The organism is Novosphingobium tardum (assembly GCF_042652045.1).
In the GTDB taxonomy this organism is placed as follows: Bacteria; Pseudomonadota; Alphaproteobacteria; order Sphingomonadales; family Sphingomonadaceae; genus Novosphingobium; species Novosphingobium tardum.
The window spans coordinates 139,373-159,443 of the sequence record NZ_JBHSDR010000008.1 but is presented as its reverse complement, the minus strand read 5'-3'; the positions used below and the strand labels follow the sequence as shown (position 1 = coordinate 159,443).

The following is a 20,071-nucleotide window of genomic DNA, read 5'->3' as shown; positions in this document are numbered from 1 at the left end:
AGTCCAGGATTGGCGTTGCCGTAGTCGAGCGGGAAGAATTTAGTCGGCACCCTCGAAAAGAGGGGCCGTGGGAGACTGAGGCGAATGCTCCAGGGTCAGCCGTATTGCGGCGCCGCACCGTTACCGCCGGAAATCTGGCTGCGCTGGAATCTGGATCCGATCGTCATCGCTGGAATTCTTGCGCTCTGCATTTTCCAGGTTTCCCGGGCGAATTCCAAGGCGACCAACCGCGTGGTCGTTGGCTGGCTGATTGCGGCGCTTGCCTTTGTTTCCCCGCTATGTGCCCTGTCGGTCGCCCTGTTCTCAGCCCGCGTCGGGCAGCACATGGTGCTCGTGTTGATCGCTGCCCCGCTGATTGCGACGGGGCTGGCGGGTCCCCGAGGGTTCGGGGTATTGCTTGCCGCGACCGTGTCGTTCTGTCTGGCGCTATGGTTCTGGCATATGCCGGCGCCATACGACGCTTCGCTTCACTCCACCCCGATCTACTGGGCGATGCATGCAACGCTGCTTGGCTCGGCGATCATGCTGTGGGCTGCGTTGCGCAACGCGACGAACGCCGGGACGGCCCTGGCGGCAGGTACCGCGGCCTCGATGGCCATGGGGCTTCTTGGCGCGGTGATCGCGTTGGGCAACCATCCCCTCTACTTGTGGCACTTGAACACCACCTGGTCCTGGGGCCTTGATCCACTGACTGACCAGCACCTGGGCGGCCTGATCATGTGGGTCCCGGGCAGCATTCTTTTCGTCGTGGTCGCCGTGACTGCGTTCGCGGGCATCCTGCGGGCTGAGCGCCCGCTGTCTGCGGCATGAACTGGCCCCCTCTCAATTTCCTGTCGAGCAGCGGCACCGAGGCCGGGGTGATCCTGCCCCTGACCTTGTTCGTTCTGGCCGTGTCGGTCGCTGTCGTCGTGATCATTGCCGGCATCCTCAGCCTTGCCGTGAGAAGGCGACCGTTCGCTTCAGAAACGGCTCCGGATTCGGTCGCCGTGTCGAGAACGAAGGGCGGCACGCGCCTCATTGCGATCGGCCTTGGGATCAGCATGGCGCTGTTGTTGCCGACGCTCGGCTGGACGATGGTGGCGCTCGGCCAGATCTCGCATGCCCCACGCCGCCCGGACGTCGAGATCGACCTTACGGCGCATCAATGGTGGTGGCAGGCGGACTACAACGGGGCCGCGCCGTATCAGCGCTTCGCTACCGCCAACGAACTCCACATTCCCGTGGGGGCCAACGTCCTTGTTCGCCTGCGCGGGAGCGACGTGATTCACAGCTTCTGGGTGCCGCAGCTTGGCGGCAAGACCGACATGATCCCTGGACAAGTCAACCTGGCTTGGCTGAAGGCCGACCGGCCGGGCCGCTTTACCGGGCAATGCAGCGAATACTGCGGGCTGGAACATGCCCACATGGGGCTCGAGGTGGTGGCAGAGACGCCGAAGCAGTTCGAAAGCTGGCGGCGAGCCCAATTGCAGACCGCGCCGCCACCAGCGTCTCCGGCGCAAGCAAGGGGCTTCGCGCTGGCTGAATACCGTTGCGGCATGTGCCACGCCATCCGCGGCACGTCTGCCGGGTCCCATTTCGGACCGGACCTCACCCATCTCCAAAGTCGCCGTATGCTGGCGGCAAACACGCTCCCCAATGCGCTTCCGTCGCTCTCCGCATGGATCGAGGATCCGCAGGGCATCAAACCGGGCGCACAGATGCCGCCCCAGCACCTGTCGGGCCGCGAACTGAACGATCTCACGAGTTATTTGGAGACGTTGCGGTGACCGCGCCGGCGCCTGCCGTCACGCTCCGTCCGGCTGTCGGACGAGACACTCCCCAGCTTCGGCGACGGCTCGCTGAAATCTGGGACACCAAGCCCGGCATCTACGGCTGGTTCGCAACGGTCGATCACAAGGAAATCGGCAAGCGCTATATCGTCACGGCGTTCGTGATGCTGGCATTGGGAGGCATCGAAGCGGCGATCATGCGCCTGCAGCTGGCCGGACCCAACCGCACGCTGCTGACGCCGGACCAGTACAACCAGCTGTTCTCCACCCACGGGATGACGATGATCTTCCTGTACGCGGGGCCGGTCCTGTCGGGGTTTTCCAATTACCTGTTTCCGCTGTGGCTGGGCGCTCGCGACATGGCGTTCCCGCGGATGAACGCGCTTTCATACTGGATCTACCTTGCCGCCGCGCTGTTCCTGTATGCTGGGCCGCTGATGGGGGCAGCGCCCGACGACGGCTGGTTCAATTACCCGCCTTATGCCGAGCGCTCATTCAGTCCCGGCCTCAACCAAGACATCTACGCCTTGGGGATGGTGTTCCTCGGCATTTCCACGAGTGTGGGCGCGGCCAACTTCTTCGTCACGGTCGGGCGCTGCCGCGCGCCGGGCATGTCGATCAACCGCTTGCCGATCGCGGTGTGGGGAACGCTAACCGCCAGCGCCGCGAATCTCATCGTGATCCCCAGCGTCAGCCTTGCCTTCTTCATGCTCTGGCTGGACCGCAATTTCGGGACGAGCTTCTTCATGTCCAGCGGCGGGGGGCACCCGCTGCTGTGGCAGCACCTGTTCTGGCTGTTCGGCCATCCATGGGTCTATGCCGTCGTGTTGCCGGCGATGGGTCTCGTTTCCGAAGGACTGCCCATGTTCTGCCGGACTCCCATCGTGGGCTACACCCTGGTCGCCTTGTCGACCGTCGCCACGATGCTCCTCGGGTTCGGCGTGTGGGTACACCACATGTTTGCGACCGGCCTGCCGGATGTCGGCCTGGCCTTCTTTTCCGGGGCCTCGATACTGATCGCCATCCCATCCGCCATCGCGGTGTTCGCGTGGCTCGCGACGATCTGGCTGGGCCGGCCGGTCCTCAAGACAGCGTTCCTGTTCTTCGCCGCGATGATCCTGCTGTTCGTGATTGGCGGTGTTTCCGGCTTCATGACGGCAAGCGTCCCGGTCGACTGGCAGCTTACCGATACGTATTTCGTCGTCGCCCATCTCCACTACGTCTTGATCGGGATAAACGTCTTCCCGGTTTGCGGCGCGACTTACGCTTGGTTCCCCAAGATGACCGGGAAGCTGATGGACGAGCGGTTGGGCCGGTGGAACTTCTGGACGATGTTCGTCGGGTTCAACGTGGCGTTCCTGCCGATGCACCTTACCGGGCTGATGGGCATGCCGCGGCGGGTCTATACCTACAATGCCGACATGGGGTTCACGACGCTCAACCTTATCACTTCGATCGGCAGCTATGTCTTTGCGGCCGGCGTCGGAATGTTTTTCTGGAACGTGTCGAAGAGCTGGCGACACGGGGAGACGGCGGGTGCCGATCCTTGGGGCGGGCCCACGCTGGAATGGTCGGTCCCATCGCCGCCGCCGTCCTACAATTTCGCGGTGATCCCCACGGTCGCGACGCGCGACCCGCTGTGGGAGGACCAGCTGCGCGAAGGTGCCTTCTGCTCGAGCCTTGACGAGGGAATGACGCTCGAAAACGGAAAGGAGGCGCTGGGCGTCTCGATCCTGGACGGAGAGCCCAGGGTGATCCTGAAGATGCCCGAGGACACCCTTGCCCCATTCCTGCTGGCGCTGGCCACGACGTTCCTTTTCGTCGGGCTGCTGATGCAGTGGTGGTGGTTCGTGACGCTTGCGGCATTTGGGGTGATCGGAGCGTTGCTTGCCTGGACGTGGCCGCGCCGGCGGCTCCTCGAACGCGCCGACGCACCGGCCGGGGAGGGCGCGTGATGGAGCGCATTGTCTCTCGGCCCCCGTCCCTTCAGCTTGGCCCGGTCGAGGGAAGGGGGATCGGCTGGAACGGCATGGTCTGCCTGGTTGCTGCCGAGGCTGCGCTGTTCGCGTATCTCCTGTTTTCCTACTATTATCTGGGCGCTGTGAATCCGCCGGGGTGGCTGCTCGAACCGCATCCCAAGCTCGGTCCGGCAACTTTCAACACCATCATCCTTCTCGCCTCGAGCGGCTGCGCGTGGTGGGGCGAAAAGGGGGTGAAGGAAGACCGCCGGACAAACGCGCTGGTCGGTCTGGGCACCGCCTTTGTGCTCGGCACGATTTTCGCGGCGATCCAGGTCGCAGAATGGAAGGCGAAAACCTTCGGCATCGGAACGTCGAGCTACGGCGCGCTCTATTTCGTCACAACCGGCTTCCACATGACGCACGTCATTGTCGGTCTGATGATCTTGCTGGCGCTTTTCGGCTGGGTCGCGAGCGGGATGTTCTCGTCGCTGCGGATGATCCCGGTATCGAACGGCATCGTGTACTGGCACTTCGTCGACGCCGTGTGGCTGTTCGTCTTCGCGACCTACTACATCAGTCCCTATCTGGGTTTCGGGCGATGACCCGGCCGCACGACGAAGCCAGCCACCCCGCGCCAATGCGCGACAGGGTCACGAGGCACGAGGCGTTGTTTGCAGTCGCCGGCGGGCCGCTGGCATGGTTCGTCCAGGTTTGTGCGGGCTTTGCTGCGTCGAGCCAGCCCTGCTTCCGGGCGGGCGAATCCATCGTGGCCCATGCGCGGGGTATCGGCCTGCCGCTTGCCGTTGGGATCGCCTGTCTGCTGATCGCGATCGCATCCGTCCTTCTTTCCTGGCGGCTTCTGACACGGACCCGAAACGAAACGGCGGGGGATCACCAGCATTTGCTGGAGACGGGTCGAGGTCGCACCCGTTTCATGGCGCTTTGGGGCCTCGATCTCGGAATCGTCTTTGCCGGTATCATCGCGCTGAACCTGGTCCTGCAAGTCGGTTTGCAACCGTGCGCGCGATGATCGCCCTTCTACTCCTGGGCTCACTGGGATGTTGCAGCGCCCCCGCGCCCGACCGCGCATTGGCGAAGGCAGTGATCGCGCGCAATTGCAGCGGTTGCCACGAAGTGAGGGGCGTCTCGCAGGCAGTGGGACGGGTCGGTCCGTCGCTGTCGCGCATCGGTTCGCAGCAGGTGATCGCGGGCAGGCTCCCAAACAGCCGCCGAAACCTCATGCGGTGGGTGGCCCATGCACAGTCGATCGAGCCCGGCGGGGTCATGCCCGACATCCCGCTGAGCCGCCGACAGGCCGCCGCGGTTGCCGATTATCTCTACTCACTGGATGCACGATGATGAAGAAATCCAGGCTCTTGCTCGGATTGGCAGTGGTTGCCGCGGTTCCCGCCATCGCAGCAGGTGCGGGCCTGTTTCCCGATCGCGAGACCGCCAAGCCGCCGGTGCCCGAGGCCGTGCCGGCCGACGCCATATTCAGTCGGGAGCAGATCGGGCATGCGCTTGCCCCGCCAACGCCCGCCGCCGGGCGAACGGTAGCCCCGCTCGCCGCCGCGCCGGCAGACGACGGCCAGTGGCTGATGCCGGCGAAGAACTACGCCGCCACCCGCTACAGCGCGATGAACGAGATCACCCCTGCAAACGCGCGCAATCTGCGCGAAGTCTTCAGCTTTTCGCTCGGCGTCGACAAGGGCCAGGAAGCCGCGCCGCTGGTGATCGGCTCTACGATGGTCGTCGTCAGCGCATTTCCCAATCACGTCTTCGCGCTGGATCTGGCGCGCGAGGGCGCGCCGCTCAAATGGCAGTACGATCCCAAGCCCGTCCCCGCCGCAGCGGGCGTCGCGTGCTGCGACGTCGTCAATCGCGGCGCGGCCTATGCCGACGGCAAGGTCGTGTTCAACACTCTCGATGGAGCCACGATCGCGCTCGACCTTGCGACGGGCAAGGAGGTCTGGCGCACGCAGCTCGGCGACATCATGAAGGGCGAAAGCATCACGATGGCGCCGCTCATTGCCGGGGGAAAGGTACTCGTCGGCGATTCTGGCGGCGAATTCGGTGTGCACGGCTGGCTGACGGCGCTTGACCTCGGGACCGGCAAGATCGCCTGGCGAGCCTATCACACCGGGCCGGACGATCAGGCGCTCATCGGCCCGCAGTTCCACCCGTTCTATGCCGGCGACAGGGGGCAAAACCTGGGGGTGAAGACATGGCCGTCCGATGCCTGGAGGATCGGGGGCGGCACGATGTGGGGATGGATCGCGTACGATCCGGGCACGCAGACGATCTTCTACGGCACCGGCAACCCGGGCCCGTGGAATGCGCAGGCCAGGCCAGGAGACAACAAATGGACGTCTGGCATGTTCGCGCGTGATGTGAACACCGGGCAGGCACGGTGGTTCTATCAGTTCACCCCTCACGACGAGCACGATTACGACGGCATCAACGAGCAAATCCTGCTCGACATGCCGTTTGCCGGAAAGATGCGCCCGGTCATCGTCCGTCCTGAGCGGAACGGCTACTTCTACGTGCTTGACCGCAGAACCGGACAGGTCCTGTCCGCCGATCCGTTCGGCCCGGTAAATTCCTCGAGCGGCGTCGATCTGCGAACCGGACGATTGATGGTGAACCCGGCCAAGGAAACGAAACTGGGCCAGGTCGTTCGCGATATCTGTCCGACCGCCAGCGGCGCGAAGGACTGGAACCCCTCCAGCTTCAGTCCGCGCACGGGCCTCGTCTACATCCCGCACGAGAACCTGTGCATGGACTGGATGAACCTCGAGGTGAACTACATCTCGGGCACGCCCTATGTCGGCGCGGAAGTGAAGATGAAGCCGGGACCGGGCGGCAATCGCGGCGCGCTTACCGCGTGGGACCCCGTCAGGCGGCGCCCGGCGTGGGAGCTTCCCGAGGACCTGCCCGTGTGGTCTGGAACGGTCGTGACGGGCGGCGACCTCGTCTTTTACGGAACCATGGACGGCTGGTTCAAGGCCGTGGATGCACGCACCGGGGCGCTGGCTTGGAAAACGAAACTGCCCAGCGGCATCATCGGCCAGCCGATCAGCTACCGCGGGCCCGACGGTCACCAGTATATCGCCATCCTGAGCGGCGTCGGCGGTTGGGCAGGGGGGATCGTTTCCGGGCCGCTCGATCCGCGCGACGGCTCATCTGCGCTCGGCTTTGTTCAGGCGATGACCGATCTGCCCAACCGCACTACAGCCGGGGGGACGTTGCATGTCTTTGCGCTTGCGCATTGAACTCGCGCTTCTGGCGTTGCTGATAAGCGGCTGCGATCGCCATGCTGGAGCGTATCGGCAGCCGCCCGCCGGCGAGGGAGCGCCATTCGCCGCCGCGGTGGCGCTGACGCCGGGGGGCGGGGAGCTTCGGACCGAGCCCAATCCCCGCGCCCGGCCCTATTACGATAATGCTGCGGCCGTCGTGACCGGGATGAAGCTCTATAACGCGATGAATTGCGTGGGCTGCCACTTCAACGGCGGTGGCGGTATCGGGCCTCCGTTGATGGACGACAAGTGGATCTACGGCGGCCGTCTCGACCAGATCTACGACACCATCTACTTCGGTCGCGCCAACGGCATGCCGGCCTGGGCAGGCAAGCTGACCGACGAGCAGATCTGGCAGATCGCGGCGTACGTCCGTTCGATGTCGCTACCCGAAACGCTGGCCGCCAATGGCGACGGCACGCCGTCGCAACATCCGGCGCCCGTGCCGGAAGACGCTGACAGCCATGATGGCTGGAGGCTTACACCTTCCGACGGCGGCAAGGCACGATGAAGCGAAACGTGGTGGGGTTTGCCCTTGCCTGTGCGGCTTTGGCATCCTGTCACGAAGCGCCCGGCCCGGACCGGATATTCGTTTCCAACGAGGCGAGCGATCAGGTCGACGTCATGGACGGAACGACGGGGCGTGAGGAGGGGGTGCTAAACACCGGACGGCGCCCGCGTGGAATGGCGCTCTCCCCGGACGGCGCTACGCTCTACGTCGCCGCCAGCAATTCCGGCCGGATTGAGGCCTGGAACACCCGGACCCTGCGTCATGAAGGCAACCTGGCGTCGGGCAGCGATCCCGAACGGCTCGCGGTCAGCCCTGACGGCAAGTCCATCTTCGCCGCGAACGAAGATCACAGTGCGGTTTCGTACATCGACGTCGCCAGCGGCAAGGTCACGCGCGAGGTTCGCGTCGGTCCGGAACCCGAGGGCATTGGGGTGAGCCCTGACGGCAGCACCATCATCGCGACCTCCGAAGTTGCCAGCACCGCCCACTTCATCGACCGGATCGAGGGTATCGTCCGCGCTTCGTTGCCCGTCGGCTCGCGTCCGCGCGATGTGCTGTTCCTGCGCGCGGGGCAAGAGGCATGGGTCTCATCCGAGCAGCGCGGCACCATCACCGTCTTCGACGTGAAGCAGGAACGGGTGATCGCCACCATCGATCTTGTTGCCGCTTTTCCGGATCTGGAGAACCCGCAAGCGGTCGAGATGGAGATTTCGCCGGACGGGCGACGGGCCTTTGTCGCAATGGGCCGGGGCGACGGCGTTGCCGAGATCGATCCTGTCAGCCGGTCGGTCGTCCGGCGCTTTCCCACCGGGCACCGGACCTGGGGGATCGACCTGTCTCCCGACAGCAGCCGACTTTATGCCGCCGCCGGTCTATCGGGATCGGTCACAATCATCGACCTCCCGCACAACCGTGTTTTACGAACGGTCAAGACCGGCGGAAAGCCTTGGACCGTGATCTCGGTGCGAAGGTGAGCCGCGTCGTCGCCGTCTGCTGCATCGCGCTGATCGCCGGCTGCGCGCCCAAGCCGCTCACGGTTTGCGCCGATCCCAACAACCTGCCATTTTCCAATCGCGCCGGACAGGGATTCGAGAACGCGCTCGCGCGGATCCTCGCAGCCGACCTCAAGCGTGACTTGCGCTATACATGGTGGGCACAACGGCGAGGTTTCGTCCGCAACACGGTCGGCGCGCAAGCATGCGATCTCTGGCCCGGCGTCGCATCTGGGCTCGAGAGTCTCGCCACGACGCGTCCCTACTATCGCTCCAGTTACATGTTCGTGACTCGTCGGAGGGACGGGCTTGCCGGGCTTACGCTCGATGACGAGCGGCTTCGCCGGTTGCGGCTCGGCGTCCAGCTTGTCGGCGACGATGGCGGCAATACGCCACCTGCCCATGCGTTGACCCGCCGCGGTATAATCACGAACGTCACCGGGTTCATGCTCTATGGGGATTACCGCAAAGCCAATCCCCCGGCTCAGATCGTGCGCGCGGTAGAAGATGGCAGAATTGACGTGGGCCTGGTCTGGGGGCCTCTGGCAGGCTACTTCGCCAGGCGATCGGCAGTTCCGCTGCGCCTCGAATCGGTCACTCCCTGGCTCGACGACAACCAGTGGCCGATGGCCTACGATATTTCCGTTGGGGTGCGTAAAGACGATCCCTCCTTGCTGCGCGCAGTTCAGAAGGCGCTCGTCATGCACAAGCGCGAAATTGGGGATTTGTTGACTTCGTATGGGGTCGAAACGACCAATTAACGGGTGTGCGCACACCAAGAAGTGCACCTGTGCGCAAGTTTCTGAAGGCGGGAGCGCTTACTTCATTGCATACGCACCCGCGCACTTCGGCCAGTGCGCAGTCTTGGGAGTTTGACTGTCACGAACCTTTTGGGTTCACTGCGGTGAATTGGCCCTAAGGGTGTAAGCTGCGAGACCCCATGCCGTTGGAGGACCGATGGACGATTTCGAAATCGCGCGTTCGCTGCATGTCCTTGCGGTTGTGATGTGGATCGGCGGGGTCGCGTTTGTCACCACCGTGATTTTTCCCGCGGTTCGACGCAGCAACGAAGCTCACGATCAACTTTCTGCATTCGAGGCGATCGAGCGGAATTTTGCTCCCCAAGCGCGCGTATGGGTACTTGTTGCCGGACTGACCGGTTTCTGGATGGTCTATCGTGCCAACCTTTGGACGTGGTTTCTCGCCCCGCACAACTGGTGGCTACAGGCGATGCTGGGGCTATGGCTCATCTTCGCGACCATGCTGTTCATCCTCGAGCCTCTGGTTATTCACCGTCGGATGAAAGCTTCCACGCGCCCGGAAGCTGATTTCAATCGGCTCGAGCGGATGCATCGCGTGCTGTTCGTGATCGGTTTGATTGTGATCGTTGGCGGCGTTGGCGGGGTGCACGGGCTTTTCTAGCCCGGGCGGAGCAGGCTACGGATGCATTAGCGACAAGCCGTCCCATGGTGGCTCGAATATGCAGGTTTATGGCGGGCGGTGGATGACTGAGGACTCACTAGCCCAACCGCCGCTGCTCGCACGATGTCTCAGGAATCGGCCGGCAGTCCCTCACGGAATCTCGAGATCGTAGACCAGAACTTCGCCGATGCCTTTGAGCCTCGCCGGTCGCGGCTCGCGAAAGGTGAAAATCTCGCGGGTCTGTTCCCAAGTCCGCTGGGAAACGGTCACACCGTTCGCACGTGCCACGCCCTCGAGGCGGGAAGCGACGTTGATGGCGTTGCCCCAGTAGTCGTAAAGCATCTTCTTGCCCTCGATCACGCCGCCCATGACGGGCCCGGAGTTGATGCCGATGTGCAACTTGAAATCGATATCGAACGCGCGGCTGATCTCGCTCGTCGACCTGATCAGATAGAGCGCGAAATCGACCGCGGCCTTGGCCGGACGCGGGGTCGAAACGATGGCGCCCGCCACCGCCATGTACGCATCGCCGATGGTCTTTACCTTTTCGATCCCGAACAGATCACAGCCTGCGTCCGCCTTGCCGAAGTAGGTATTGAGCAGCGCGACGACCTGGCTCGGGTCCATCTCGTTGCTCATCCTGGTGAAACCCACGATATCGATGAACACGATCGTGACCTCGGGGAACGCGTCGGCAACCGTTTCGCCGGAGCGAAGCCGGTGGGCGACACTTTGGGGAAGAACGTTGTGGAGCAAGGCCTCCGACCTGCTCTTTTCCACGTCGAGCCTTACGCCGGCAGCGAACAGGGCCCGCCCTTTGTCGTCGATGGCCCAGTTCAGGTAGAAGGCGAGAAGGGCGAAGGCGCCGTAGAACATGCCCGTGTAGAATATCTGGGCCGAACTTTCGTTGTCCAGGAAGAGCATCGTCAGCAGGAAACCGATCGAACTGACCGCCAGTACGAAGAACTTCTGGACCGAAGCCGAAAAGGACAGGCACGCAAACGCGAGTCCGATCATCACGTTGTAGCAGAGCAGCGGACCAAAGCTCCAGTCGCTGGCTCCAGTCTCCGCGAATGCGCGCGCGGCGTAGACCATCCCCGGCTGCGCTCCGACGAAGAGCATCAGGTCGGCATAGCGGCTAGTCGGATATCCGGGCTGTCCGGCGTACCAGCTATAGAGCACGAGCAACGGTACGATTGACCAGTGCCCGATCGCGACCTGAGTCGTGTCATGCCAGGAAATGAACAACGGATTGAACAGCGAATAGGAAAGGAACATCCCTGCCGCGATGATCGCCATTCCGCGGGTGAACTTCGCTTGGCGCCGCCGCTGTTCGAGACGATAGCGCTGCTCGATTCTAGCGTCCGCGAAGCGCTGGAAGATCAATCGGAGGAATCGGCCTTCTCCGCGTCGCACGCCTATCCCCGATGCTCAGCCTGTCTCCTGCGCGGAGCAAGGTCGCTCCAAGGCGGCAAGCGGTCAAGTGGAAGCGGTCTTGCGCGCCGCGTAAACGGCTGGCTGCCGAAAACCTTATCCCTACGGTCAGAAGTAACCGCGCCAGCTATGCCTTAGCTGTTGGAGCGGGTCAGTCGGGCCGGAACGGAAAGTCGCATGTCGAGCAGTTGCTGGGCCTTGCCCTTGGCCAGTGGATCAAGCCGCAGGCTGGCGAACTGTCCGCCTCCCAGTGACTGGATGCAGTGGATGTTCACGGCCTCCAGGCCGGGAAGATCGTAGCGGTGAACCTGCGGGTCGCGCGCGCCCTCGAACTCATGAGCAAAGAACGCGAGCATGGCCCTTTCGTTCAGCGCTTCGCGTATCCACGGCAGGAATTCGGGCCGGCGCGCGATCACCCCGACGTTGAAGGCGTTGCCCTTGTCGCCCGATCGCGCCCAGGCAATGTCGATCAGCGACACTTCGACCAGCTCGTCCTCATTAGCAGGCGCGTGCGGAGGTGCGGGGCGCTCGATCATTGCGGGATCGAAGGGTGTTCCCGGGTGCGGTGCCGCGACTGTCTCGACATTCCCGCCAAGATCGACCCTGGCCTTCACCTCGCCGCCGGGCAGAAGGAACGAAAACACCTGCGCTACCGGGGTGACCGTGGGGCGAGCGCCGAACCAGCCGGTCGAGCCCACGCTCATCGAAGTGGTCGGCGAATCGAATTCGCGCATCATCACCCGCAACGCGTCGGTGTCGTCGTGTTCGGCGCCGACGCGGGCGATCACCTCGCGTCCGGCCATCAACGCTCCATTGGCCTGGGCGCCGTAAGACGCCTCCGTCCCCAACAGTTCGATGCGTACCTCGCGCAGCGGCGGTAGGTTGCGGTCACGAAGCATCTCGTTGACGCGCGACACGACGGCCTGCGCCTGCGCCTGCGCCTTGCGTGCGGCATCGCGTCCGACGACCGGCATGATCCCGATGAAGCGATGCCCTTTCTCGAAGGTGATGCACGTCTTGAGCCGCCCGCTCGGCGGATAGCCGCGCGCGCCGCTGACGCGCACATGATCGGCATCGACCTGCTCGACCCGGACCGAGGCGAAATCGCAGACGACGTCGGGAAGGGCGTAGGCTTGCGGATCGCCGACTTCGTAGAGGATTTGCTCGGCGACCGCAGGGGCGGCGATCAGGCCGCCGGTGCCAGCCGGCTTCGTGACCGTGAAGGTACCGTCGGCAAGGCATTCGATGACGGGATAGCCGATATGCGCCCAGTCGGGCACGAGCTCCCAATCGGTGAACAGCCCGCCGGTTGCTTGCGCGCCGCACTCGATGACATGACCAGCCAGCGATCCCGCGGCCAGCAGGTCGTGGTCGGTTTCCTTCCACCCGAACTCGTGCATCAACGGGCCAAGCGTGAGAGCGCTGTCGACGACCCGGCCGGTGATCACCACATCGGCCCCTGCCTTCAGCGCGGCAACGATCGGCGCGGCACCAAGATACGCGTTTGCGGTGATAATCTTGTCGGCGTCCGGGAAGACATCTCCGCTGAACATCTCGATTGTCCCGGCCGCGGAAAATTCCTCGATCCGGTCCGACACGTCGTCGCCTTCGACGATCGCGATGCGAAACGTGAGGCCGGCCTCGCGTGCCAGTTGCTCCATCCGTTCACGGCAAGCTTCGGGATTGACACCGCCGGCATTGGTTATGATGCGGACGCCTTGCGCCTTGAATTCGCGCATGTTGTCGCGCCACACCCAGTCGGTGAAGTCGCGAGCGTAACCTTCGGACGGACGAGCGCGCTTCAACGCGCCAAGCGGAGCCATCGTCGCCTCGGCCAGGTAATCGAGGATCATGTAGTCGAGATTGCCGCCGGCGAGCAGTTGCGCCGGAGCGACTGAACTGTCGCCGAGAAACCCGCCGGCGCCGCCGATCCGAACCGTCCGCTTCATCCTGTCACCTTTCTGGCACGCCGGCCGCACGGCAGATCGCGGCACCTTGTCGCCGGACCCCGTGAGCCGGCCGCAGCCTGTGGTCAATCGCGGCGCGGAACCATCAGCGGTTCTGTCCGCCATCCACCGGCACAATGGCGCCGGTAAGGAAGCTCGCCCGCTCGCTGAGGAGGAAGGCGGCCACGCTGCCGATTTCCTCGACCGCGCCGAACCGCTGCAAGGGAACCTCGCGCTTGATCCATCGGAGCCACGCGTCGGCGCGGGGTGCGCCTTCGCTTGTCCGCTGCTCCCATTCGCCTCCGGGAAACTTGATATTGCCCGGTGCCAGCGCATTAACGCGGACGTTGCTGGGTCCCGCGATCACCGCCAGCTCCTTGGCGAGATGGTTCATCGCGGCCTTGGCGGTGCCATATGTCAGCGGCGTGCTCTTCGCCGCCATCCCGGCGATCGAACTGATCATGAGGATCGAGCCGGAACGCCGCGCAGTCATCCCGCGAAGCGCCGCCCGGGCGAGGAAGAACGCGGAATCGAGGTTCTGGGCGAAACCGCCCTGCCAGGTTCGATCGTCCACCTCGAAGCCCGGCGGGCAGGGGCTGAGCCCGACATTGGCCACGGCGCCCCACAGGGGTCCCATGGCGGCCTCTGCATGCTCCAGCGCTCGCTCGACCTCCTCGGGCCTGGTCATGTCTCCGGAGAGAGCGGCGACATTCTCATCGCCGTACTCCCGCGCCAGGGAATCACGCTGTGCGTTCATCGACTCGGCGTTCCGAGCGGTGAAGGTCACGCGTGCCCCTTCGGCAAGGCAGGCCCTGACAATGCCCAGCCCGATGCCGCGACTGCCGCCCGACACCAAGATCGACCTTCCGGCCAGTCCCAGATCCATGACCAACTCCCTTTCGTCCGCGAACAGGCGCAAGCCTTCGCGTCGTTTCTCGACAACAATCCGGCGGGTCAGGCGACTATCATTTTCCGGAAAAATGCCTGCATGGCCGGCCGTTCGGGATCAGATGGCGGGCTGTGCCGAAAGACCTCGCGCCTTGCTGCGTTCGAGCAGCGCACGTTGGCGCGTACCGGACAGGTAAAGGAAGTTGGCGGGCAGGCCCATTCGAACGCTTGCCTGGCAGGGCGGCGAATTGCGGTCTACCCTCAAGTCGGCGAGACGCCCGGCGATCCGCAGCGCCGAGCGGTCAAGGCCGGTCAGCGAATATTCGGCTCCAAGCTCGAGGCGGCGGCGCAGTCGAGCAGGAAGAAGCGAAACCGAAGCGCGGGCGATCGCGCGGTGGAGGAACCGTGGCACGCTGGGCGCAGCCTTGCCCGACTGGATGATGCCGAGAAATTCGTGGATGATCGGGTGAGGCTCGAACCGCGGCTCGAGAGCCGACATCATCGTCATGAAGTCATCGATCGACCCCGGGGTGTGCCGGGCGCCGAATTCGCGGCCGATCACCTCGGAATCGCGCATGAACCGGTCCTTGTCTGCGCCGCTCAGGGGATGCACGAAGCAATCATAGGCGGTTAGGAACCCGAAAGATGCGGTTGCCGCGACCCAATCGAGCAGCACCGGATCTAGCGCGCGGTACTTCTCGCCAGCAGGCGTTTCGCCTTTCACGCTGCCGTGCAGGCGGTTGACCGCCCCGATCACACTTCTTGCCGTACTCGCCGGGCCGTAGCAGGCGAGCATCGCAACCAGCCCCGTCCGTTTCGAACGCCCGATCGGGTCGGCCTTATAGGTGGAGTGATCCCAGACCCCGCTGCGAATGCGCGGTTCGGCGAACTCGAGAAGGACGGCCGCGATGCCTCCGATCGCCAGGGCGATCGGGTTCTTGTAGACACGCCACTGGACTGAATCAGGCGGCAGAAGGGCCGGCTCCCCTGTCGGCGCAGTGAAGTCCACTGCCAGGCCCATGTAGGTATCCTGCATCTGCTGCCTCCTCGCCTTCTGCCGTCAGAAATCGAAGCCCAAGCTCAACCCGTACGTACGCGGCGGATTGGGAAAGCGCACGACCACGTTGGCATTGCTGGCAACCGCCGACCAGTAGTACTTGTCGAACAGGTTCTTCGCCCAGATGGATGCCGACCATCCCCGGGCGCTCTTCACGCCAAGGCTCGCATTGACCACGCCGTAGGCGTCGATCTTGTAGAGCGGCAGGTCTTCGAAGATCGTGTTCGACTTCGACTGGTAGCGCGCGCTCAGCGCACCGACGAGGTCGAGGTTGGGCGTGACCGGGGTGTCGTAGGCGAGGGTGACGCTGCCCTGGAAGTGCGGGCTGTAGATGAACTCGGCGCCATCGAAGTTCTGCGGCTGGCCCGCGGCATTGGTGCCGAGATAGTCCTTGATGCGCGTCTTCAGCCAGAGCGCGTTCGTCGATATCGTGATGCCCGTCGCGGGGCGAACGATCAGTTCGGCCTCCGCGCCATAGGCCTTCGAGTCGGGCACATTGTCGAGCCGGGCGAGGGCGGTGTAGATCGGATCGGCGAAGTAGGTGCTGATCTGCTTGTCGCGATAGGCGTAGTAGAACGCCGACAGGTTCGCCTGGATAAGCCGGTCGGCCAACGTGGCCTTGATGCCGACTTCGTAGGCAGTCAGCCTTTCCTGTTTGACCGGGGAATTCTGTCGCGCGAGGTTGGCCGCGTTTATCGGCGTGGTGCCGGATTTGTATCCGCGCGAAACCGACGCATAGACCAGCGTGTCATCATTCGGCGACCAGTCCAGCGCAAGCCGCCAGGCGACGTTGTTTTCCGAAAGGACGGAGCGAACCTCGCCGAATGTCCCGGTCGTCGGATCGAATGTATTGCACTGGCCTTGCGTGATCTCCGGCGCGAAAACCCCGTATGTCTGGAAGTAGAGCGCCCGGTTCACGACGTTGACGTTGGGCAGCATGTTGCCGTTGAAATCCCGCGAGCAGCCGTTGTAGCGCTGCCGGTCCTCGGTATAGCGCACACCCGTGGTCAGCTTGATCTGCGGCGCCAGTTCCCAGTCGGCATTAGCGAACAGGCTCCATGTCCGGGTGCGGATGCGTCCGAAGTCCTCGTAAGTGCGAAATGCTTGGGAAAGCTGCGTAAGCGTATAGCCGCCGGAGTTGAACGGCGTCGCCAGGAGGGGGGCGCCCGCTGCCCGGATCAGCCCGACATTGGCATTCTGGCCAAGCAGCGTGCGATTGGAATCGATGATCCGGTCGTTTGCGTAATAGCCGCCGACGAGCCAGTTCGCGGGACCGGACTCTCCTTCGACGTGCAGTTCCTGCGCAAAGCTCTTGATCCTGCCCACCGTGTTCTGAAGCAGGATTTCATAAGGCGCGCCGCTCCAGTCCGAGAGCGCGTTGCGACGGAAATCGTTATAGCTGGTAAGCGAGACCAGTTTCATCGAATCGCCCAGTTCCTGGTCGGCGCGCAGCTTGATGGCGATGAACCGGTTATTCTCGCGCAAGGGACCGTCGAGGCCGAGGCCCGTCCCGATGTCGGCCGACCGCGTGGCCAAGGGCGCCCAGTCGGCCTGGGTCGCCTTGGTCGGGAAATTGTTGGCGATATAGGTCGCAAGTCCCGCCGCGTTGAAGAAGCGCGAGGCGCTGGTCCCGGTGACGGGATCCGTGGCGGGGGTGAAGCCGATCCCCTGGCCTGCGACGGTATCGGACTTGTTGCGCCACCAGAACGCAGACAGATCGATATGAGTGCCAGGCGCCGGATCGATGGCGAGCGAGCCGCGCACGCCGTATTTCTTTACTTTGCCGAGCCGCTCGCCGCGCGTGTTGCTGACCTGCCAGCCCTTGTCGCTGTTCTCGGTGCGGAAGGCGACGCGCGCGGCGATGCCTTCTCCCAGCGGGCCCGAGATATGGCCGCCCAGATTGTAGGTGTCGTAATTCCCGACGTCGGCGGAAACCGAGCCTTCGAATGTCGACGTCGGCTTGGCGGTGATAAAGTTGATCAGTCCGGCGGTCGTATTGCGCCCATACAGCGTTCCCTGCGGGCCTTTGAGCACCTCGACCCGCTCGAGATCCATGACCGGGCCGGTGTTCATGATCGGATAGGCATAGGCGACCTCGTCGACGTAGGTGCCGACGGTCGAAGTGGCTGACAGGTTGATCGTGTTGAAGCCGATCCCGCGCAGCGTGTAGGTTGGAACGCCCTGGTAGCTCTGCGAAACGGTAAAGCTCGGCGCGACAGTGGTCAGGTCGCGCAGATCGGTAACGCGCAGGTCCTTCAGCGTCTCCCCGTTCACCGCCTGCACCGCCATGCCGACGTCATTGAGCGACTCTGCCCGCCGCTGGGCGGTCACGATGATTTCGCCCGTGCCGGTATCCCCGGCCTGCGGCTCTTCGGCCCCGACCTCCGCGGCGAACGCGGGCATAGCCGAAACCAGGGCGCACGATGCGCCAGCCATCAAGAAACGCCGAAATCCGCTCATGTTCATCCCCTCGATCGTGTCGCCGCACGCCCGTCTTCACGCGGAGCGTTCCAGCAGTTTGATATTCCGAAAGGACGCCGTTCCGGGGCTCGCGACAAGCTGACAGGTGTGTCAGGGACGGTTCACGGACGTTAGGAGTCGGCGTGAGGACATTCGGCTCAATTCACAAGGAGATAGGCCCCGCCGCCGGCCAGGACAGCCGCGAGCCAGCGGTCCACCCGCCACTCGGGCGGGGCGATCTTCTCGATGAACACGATCGTGGCCAGGGCCGCGATCCAGGCAAGGTTCATGACGCCGCCGACGAAAAGCAGCAGCATCAGCGACCAGCAGCAGCCGAGGCAATAAAGGCCGTGCCGCAATCCCAGTCGAACGGCCCCTACGACGCCCGGTTTCCAGTATCGCATCACGAATTGCAGGGGCGAGCGGCACTGGTCGAGGCAGGCGGTCTTGGCCGCCGTCAATTGCCAGGCAGATGCGGCGAACAGCAGGGCGGCTGACATGACATGGCTGCCAGCCGCAAGTCGCGACGACAGGAAGCCAGCCGCCACCAGCGCTGCTTGTGCGAGCGCGGCCAGCGCCGAAAAGGCGCTCCAGACCACAAGGTAGCAAAGGACGAACAGCAAGCTGTCGCGCGAGCGCTGTGCGTCGCTGCCGCGGTCGATGCGGGCATGGAGGAGGATCATCGGTGCGGCCGACGGCAGCATCATGGCAACCATCATCAGCGCCCACATCGCGAAGGTCGAGAGCAGGTATCCCGACGAGAGCGGGCCTGGCCCCGGCGACATTCCCTCCATGTCGGGCTCGCCGCTCATTTCGCCCATCCCGGCGTTGGCAAATAGCCAGGCCCAGGCCAGCGCCACGCCAAGGCTAATGGCAATTCCGGATACCAGGGCGGGCCGCGACAACAGTCGCCGCAGCGGCGTCCGCTCAGCCAGCGGCGTGGACGACACCGCTTCCGGTCATGTGAAGGTGCGCAAACTGGGCATGCGAATCCTCAAGCTGCACGTTCACCGGCCCGCTGGTCTTGGCCCAGCCGCGGCCCACTTCACACGTTTCGTATTCGAAGCCGTCGGGCAGGTTGATCCGCGCACGATGCTCGTCGCCTGTAACCGGGTTCTTGATGGGTTCGCCACGCGCATCGATCCAACCGGGGACGACCAGCCGGGCGATCCGGCCGTCGATATCGATCTGGAGTGAAATGGGCGCGAACACGGGATCGTGCATCTTCTCGAACGTGGTCGAGAAGACCTGAAAGAACGTCGCACCCGGCACGGTGTCGAGCCCGCTCATGATCCGCAACAAGGCCTCGCGCTGACTTTCGCTGGCGTTCTCGTCCACGATCGGAACGACGTGCCCACCGCCTTCGTGAATCGCGCCGGGCCAGGCGATGATCATCGCGATCCGGGTTCCGCCGATGTCGGTATCGCCGTGCCGGCCTTCCTCGATCTCGAGCGCGGCAACGGCCTGGCAATTGCCATGGGTCGGCAGGGCGTTGAACTGGCAGGGGCAACCATAGGCGCAGTTGCAGTGAACGAACTCACGCGCCTTGAAGGTCCACGTCGTCTCGGTCATTGGAACCCTCCTGCAAGGAGAAGGCACCTTCATATCACAGGATTGGGGGCTCTTCCATCGCGATGGACCGGCGGCGGCGCGAAGCCGCGAAGGCTATGTGGGCGCGGGACGTGGATCCGGCCATAGCGGATTTCGATAAGGCCGGTCTGCGCGATCTCGCGGACCAGTCGGTTCAGATACTGGCGCGAAATCCCGATTACCTGGGCGATCTCGTCCTGCGTCATCCGGATGTCCCGCCCTTCCGCGGCAGCGCCGGCTCCGGCGAGAAACCCGGCGAGGCGGGTCACGGCCGGTTCGGTCCGAATGCGCCCGGTGTCGCGCAAGCCGGCGCGTTGGTGAATGCAGCTGAGGACCGCGATATCTCGCCACAATTCGGGATCGCGCGCGGTTGCCGCCGCAATAGAAGCCATTCCGACAGTGAGGACGCGGCAACTGCCGATCGCCACGGCATCGTGCGGGCGGCCCTTGCCATCGAGCACCGACAGTTCGCCGAACCATTGGCCGGGGCGGATGATCTTGCCGACAAGTTCGACGCCCGCCACCGGATAGCTGACGAGCCGCGTCTCGCCCGACAACACGGCGTGCAGCCCGTTCGGCGGATCATCCAGCCGATAAATCCGCGCGCCATCCGCGAAGGCGCGCACCTTGCCATGCGCGAGGAGGCGCAAGCGCCGCGCTTCGGGTATGCTGCCGAGCCATTGGTCCGCGGCGAGGACCTTCAAATCGTCCGGCTCCATGCCTCCTCGATCACAATAGTCGCCTC

At 64.1% G+C, this 20,071-nt stretch carries 19 protein-coding genes; 11 read left to right on the top strand and 8 right to left on the bottom strand.

Annotation, left to right across the window (positions count from 1 at the left end; all coding sequences use genetic code 11):
* Positions 1-84: 84 nt before the first annotated feature.
* From ACFO0A_RS14745 to ACFO0A_RS14695, 11 genes are all read left to right on the top strand, one after another.
* Complete coding sequence (locus ACFO0A_RS14745; protein ID WP_379539870.1) at positions 85-810, top strand: cytochrome c oxidase assembly protein; 726 nt, start codon at positions 85-87, stop codon at positions 808-810.
* Entirely contained in the window at positions 807-1,766 is a 960-nt protein-coding gene (gene coxB / locus ACFO0A_RS14740) for a cytochrome c oxidase subunit II (RefSeq protein ID WP_379539868.1), read from the top strand. Before ACFO0A_RS14745 ends, coxB begins: the two co-directional genes overlap by 4 nt.
* Positions 1,763-3,724: a cytochrome c oxidase subunit I gene (locus tag ACFO0A_RS14735; protein ID WP_379539866.1), complete on the top strand. Its 1,962-nt coding sequence runs from the start codon at positions 1,763-1,765 to the stop codon at positions 3,722-3,724. The genes coxB and ACFO0A_RS14735 overlap by 4 nt, the downstream gene beginning before the upstream one ends.
* Positions 3,724-4,332, top strand: coding sequence for a cytochrome c oxidase subunit 3 (locus tag ACFO0A_RS14730; RefSeq protein WP_379539864.1), 609 nt, complete (start codon positions 3,724-3,726; stop codon positions 4,330-4,332). Before ACFO0A_RS14735 ends, ACFO0A_RS14730 begins: the two co-directional genes overlap by 1 nt.
* On the top strand, positions 4,329-4,760 hold the full coding sequence (locus ACFO0A_RS14725; protein WP_379539862.1) for a hypothetical protein: 432 nt from the start codon (positions 4,329-4,331) through the stop codon (positions 4,758-4,760). The genes ACFO0A_RS14730 and ACFO0A_RS14725 overlap by 4 nt, the downstream gene beginning before the upstream one ends.
* Positions 4,757-5,089 carry a c-type cytochrome gene (locus tag ACFO0A_RS14720; protein WP_379539861.1) on the top strand — a complete coding sequence of 111 codons (333 nt, stop codon included), beginning with the start codon at positions 4,757-4,759 and terminating at the stop codon, positions 5,087-5,089. The genes ACFO0A_RS14725 and ACFO0A_RS14720 overlap by 4 nt, the downstream gene beginning before the upstream one ends.
* Positions 5,086-7,002, top strand: a complete 1,917-nt coding sequence (locus ACFO0A_RS14715) for a PQQ-dependent dehydrogenase, methanol/ethanol family (RefSeq protein ID WP_379539860.1) — start codon at positions 5,086-5,088, stop codon at positions 7,000-7,002. Before ACFO0A_RS14720 ends, ACFO0A_RS14715 begins: the two co-directional genes overlap by 4 nt.
* The gene (locus ACFO0A_RS14710; protein WP_379539859.1) at positions 6,980-7,537 is read left to right on the top strand and encodes a c-type cytochrome; all 558 of its coding nucleotides are present in this window, start codon (positions 6,980-6,982) and stop codon (positions 7,535-7,537) included. Before ACFO0A_RS14715 ends, ACFO0A_RS14710 begins: the two co-directional genes overlap by 23 nt.
* Positions 7,534-8,511 (top strand): beta-propeller fold lactonase family protein, encoded by a 978-nt coding sequence (locus ACFO0A_RS14705; protein WP_379539858.1) that lies wholly within the window; start codon positions 7,534-7,536, stop codon positions 8,509-8,511. Before ACFO0A_RS14710 ends, ACFO0A_RS14705 begins: the two co-directional genes overlap by 4 nt.
* Entirely contained in the window at positions 8,484-9,290 is an 807-nt protein-coding gene (locus ACFO0A_RS14700) for a quinoprotein dehydrogenase-associated putative ABC transporter substrate-binding protein (RefSeq protein WP_379539857.1), read from the top strand. The genes ACFO0A_RS14705 and ACFO0A_RS14700 overlap by 28 nt, the downstream gene beginning before the upstream one ends.
* A gap of 196 nt (positions 9,291-9,486) precedes the next feature.
* Positions 9,487-9,951: a hypothetical protein gene (locus ACFO0A_RS14695; protein WP_379539855.1), complete on the top strand. Its 465-nt coding sequence runs from the start codon at positions 9,487-9,489 to the stop codon at positions 9,949-9,951.
* A 150-nt stretch (positions 9,952-10,101) separates the two neighbouring features.
* Here the strand turns inward: ACFO0A_RS14695 and ACFO0A_RS14690 are convergent, their stop codons facing one another.
* The 8 genes from ACFO0A_RS14690 to ACFO0A_RS14655 all read right to left on the bottom strand — a co-directional run bounded on the left by ACFO0A_RS14690 (position 10,102) and on the right by ACFO0A_RS14655 (position 20,045).
* Entirely contained in the window at positions 10,102-11,337 is a 1,236-nt protein-coding gene (locus tag ACFO0A_RS14690; protein WP_379539853.1) for an adenylate/guanylate cyclase domain-containing protein, read from the bottom strand.
* Positions 11,338-11,519: 182 nt separating this feature from the next.
* Complete coding sequence (locus ACFO0A_RS14685; protein WP_379539851.1) at positions 11,520-13,334, bottom strand: acyclic terpene utilization AtuA family protein; 1,815 nt, start codon at positions 13,332-13,334, stop codon at positions 11,520-11,522.
* 103 nt (positions 13,335-13,437) lie between these two features.
* A complete protein-coding gene (locus ACFO0A_RS14680; RefSeq protein WP_379539850.1) occupies positions 13,438-14,217 on the bottom strand; it encodes an SDR family NAD(P)-dependent oxidoreductase in 780 nt (259 codons plus the stop codon).
* A 120-nt stretch (positions 14,218-14,337) separates the two neighbouring features.
* A complete protein-coding gene (locus tag ACFO0A_RS14675) occupies positions 14,338-15,255 on the bottom strand; it encodes an oxygenase MpaB family protein (RefSeq protein ID WP_379539849.1) in 918 nt (305 codons plus the stop codon).
* A 24-nt stretch (positions 15,256-15,279) separates the two neighbouring features.
* Positions 15,280-17,679 carry a TonB-dependent receptor gene (locus ACFO0A_RS14670; protein WP_379539848.1) on the bottom strand — a complete coding sequence of 800 codons (2,400 nt, stop codon included), beginning with the start codon at positions 17,677-17,679 and terminating at the stop codon, positions 15,280-15,282.
* Between the two features lie 215 nt (positions 17,680-17,894).
* Positions 17,895-18,548 (bottom strand): DUF2182 domain-containing protein, encoded by a 654-nt coding sequence (locus tag ACFO0A_RS14665; RefSeq protein ID WP_379539847.1) that lies wholly within the window; start codon positions 18,546-18,548, stop codon positions 17,895-17,897.
* A 115-nt stretch (positions 18,549-18,663) separates the two neighbouring features.
* Positions 18,664-19,308, bottom strand: coding sequence for a DUF1326 domain-containing protein (locus tag ACFO0A_RS14660; RefSeq protein WP_379539845.1), 645 nt, complete (start codon positions 19,306-19,308; stop codon positions 18,664-18,666).
* 29 nt (positions 19,309-19,337) lie between these two features.
* On the bottom strand, positions 19,338-20,045 hold the full coding sequence (locus ACFO0A_RS14655) for a Crp/Fnr family transcriptional regulator (protein ID WP_379539843.1): 708 nt from the start codon (positions 20,043-20,045) through the stop codon (positions 19,338-19,340).
* Positions 20,046-20,071: the final 26 nt, after the last annotated feature.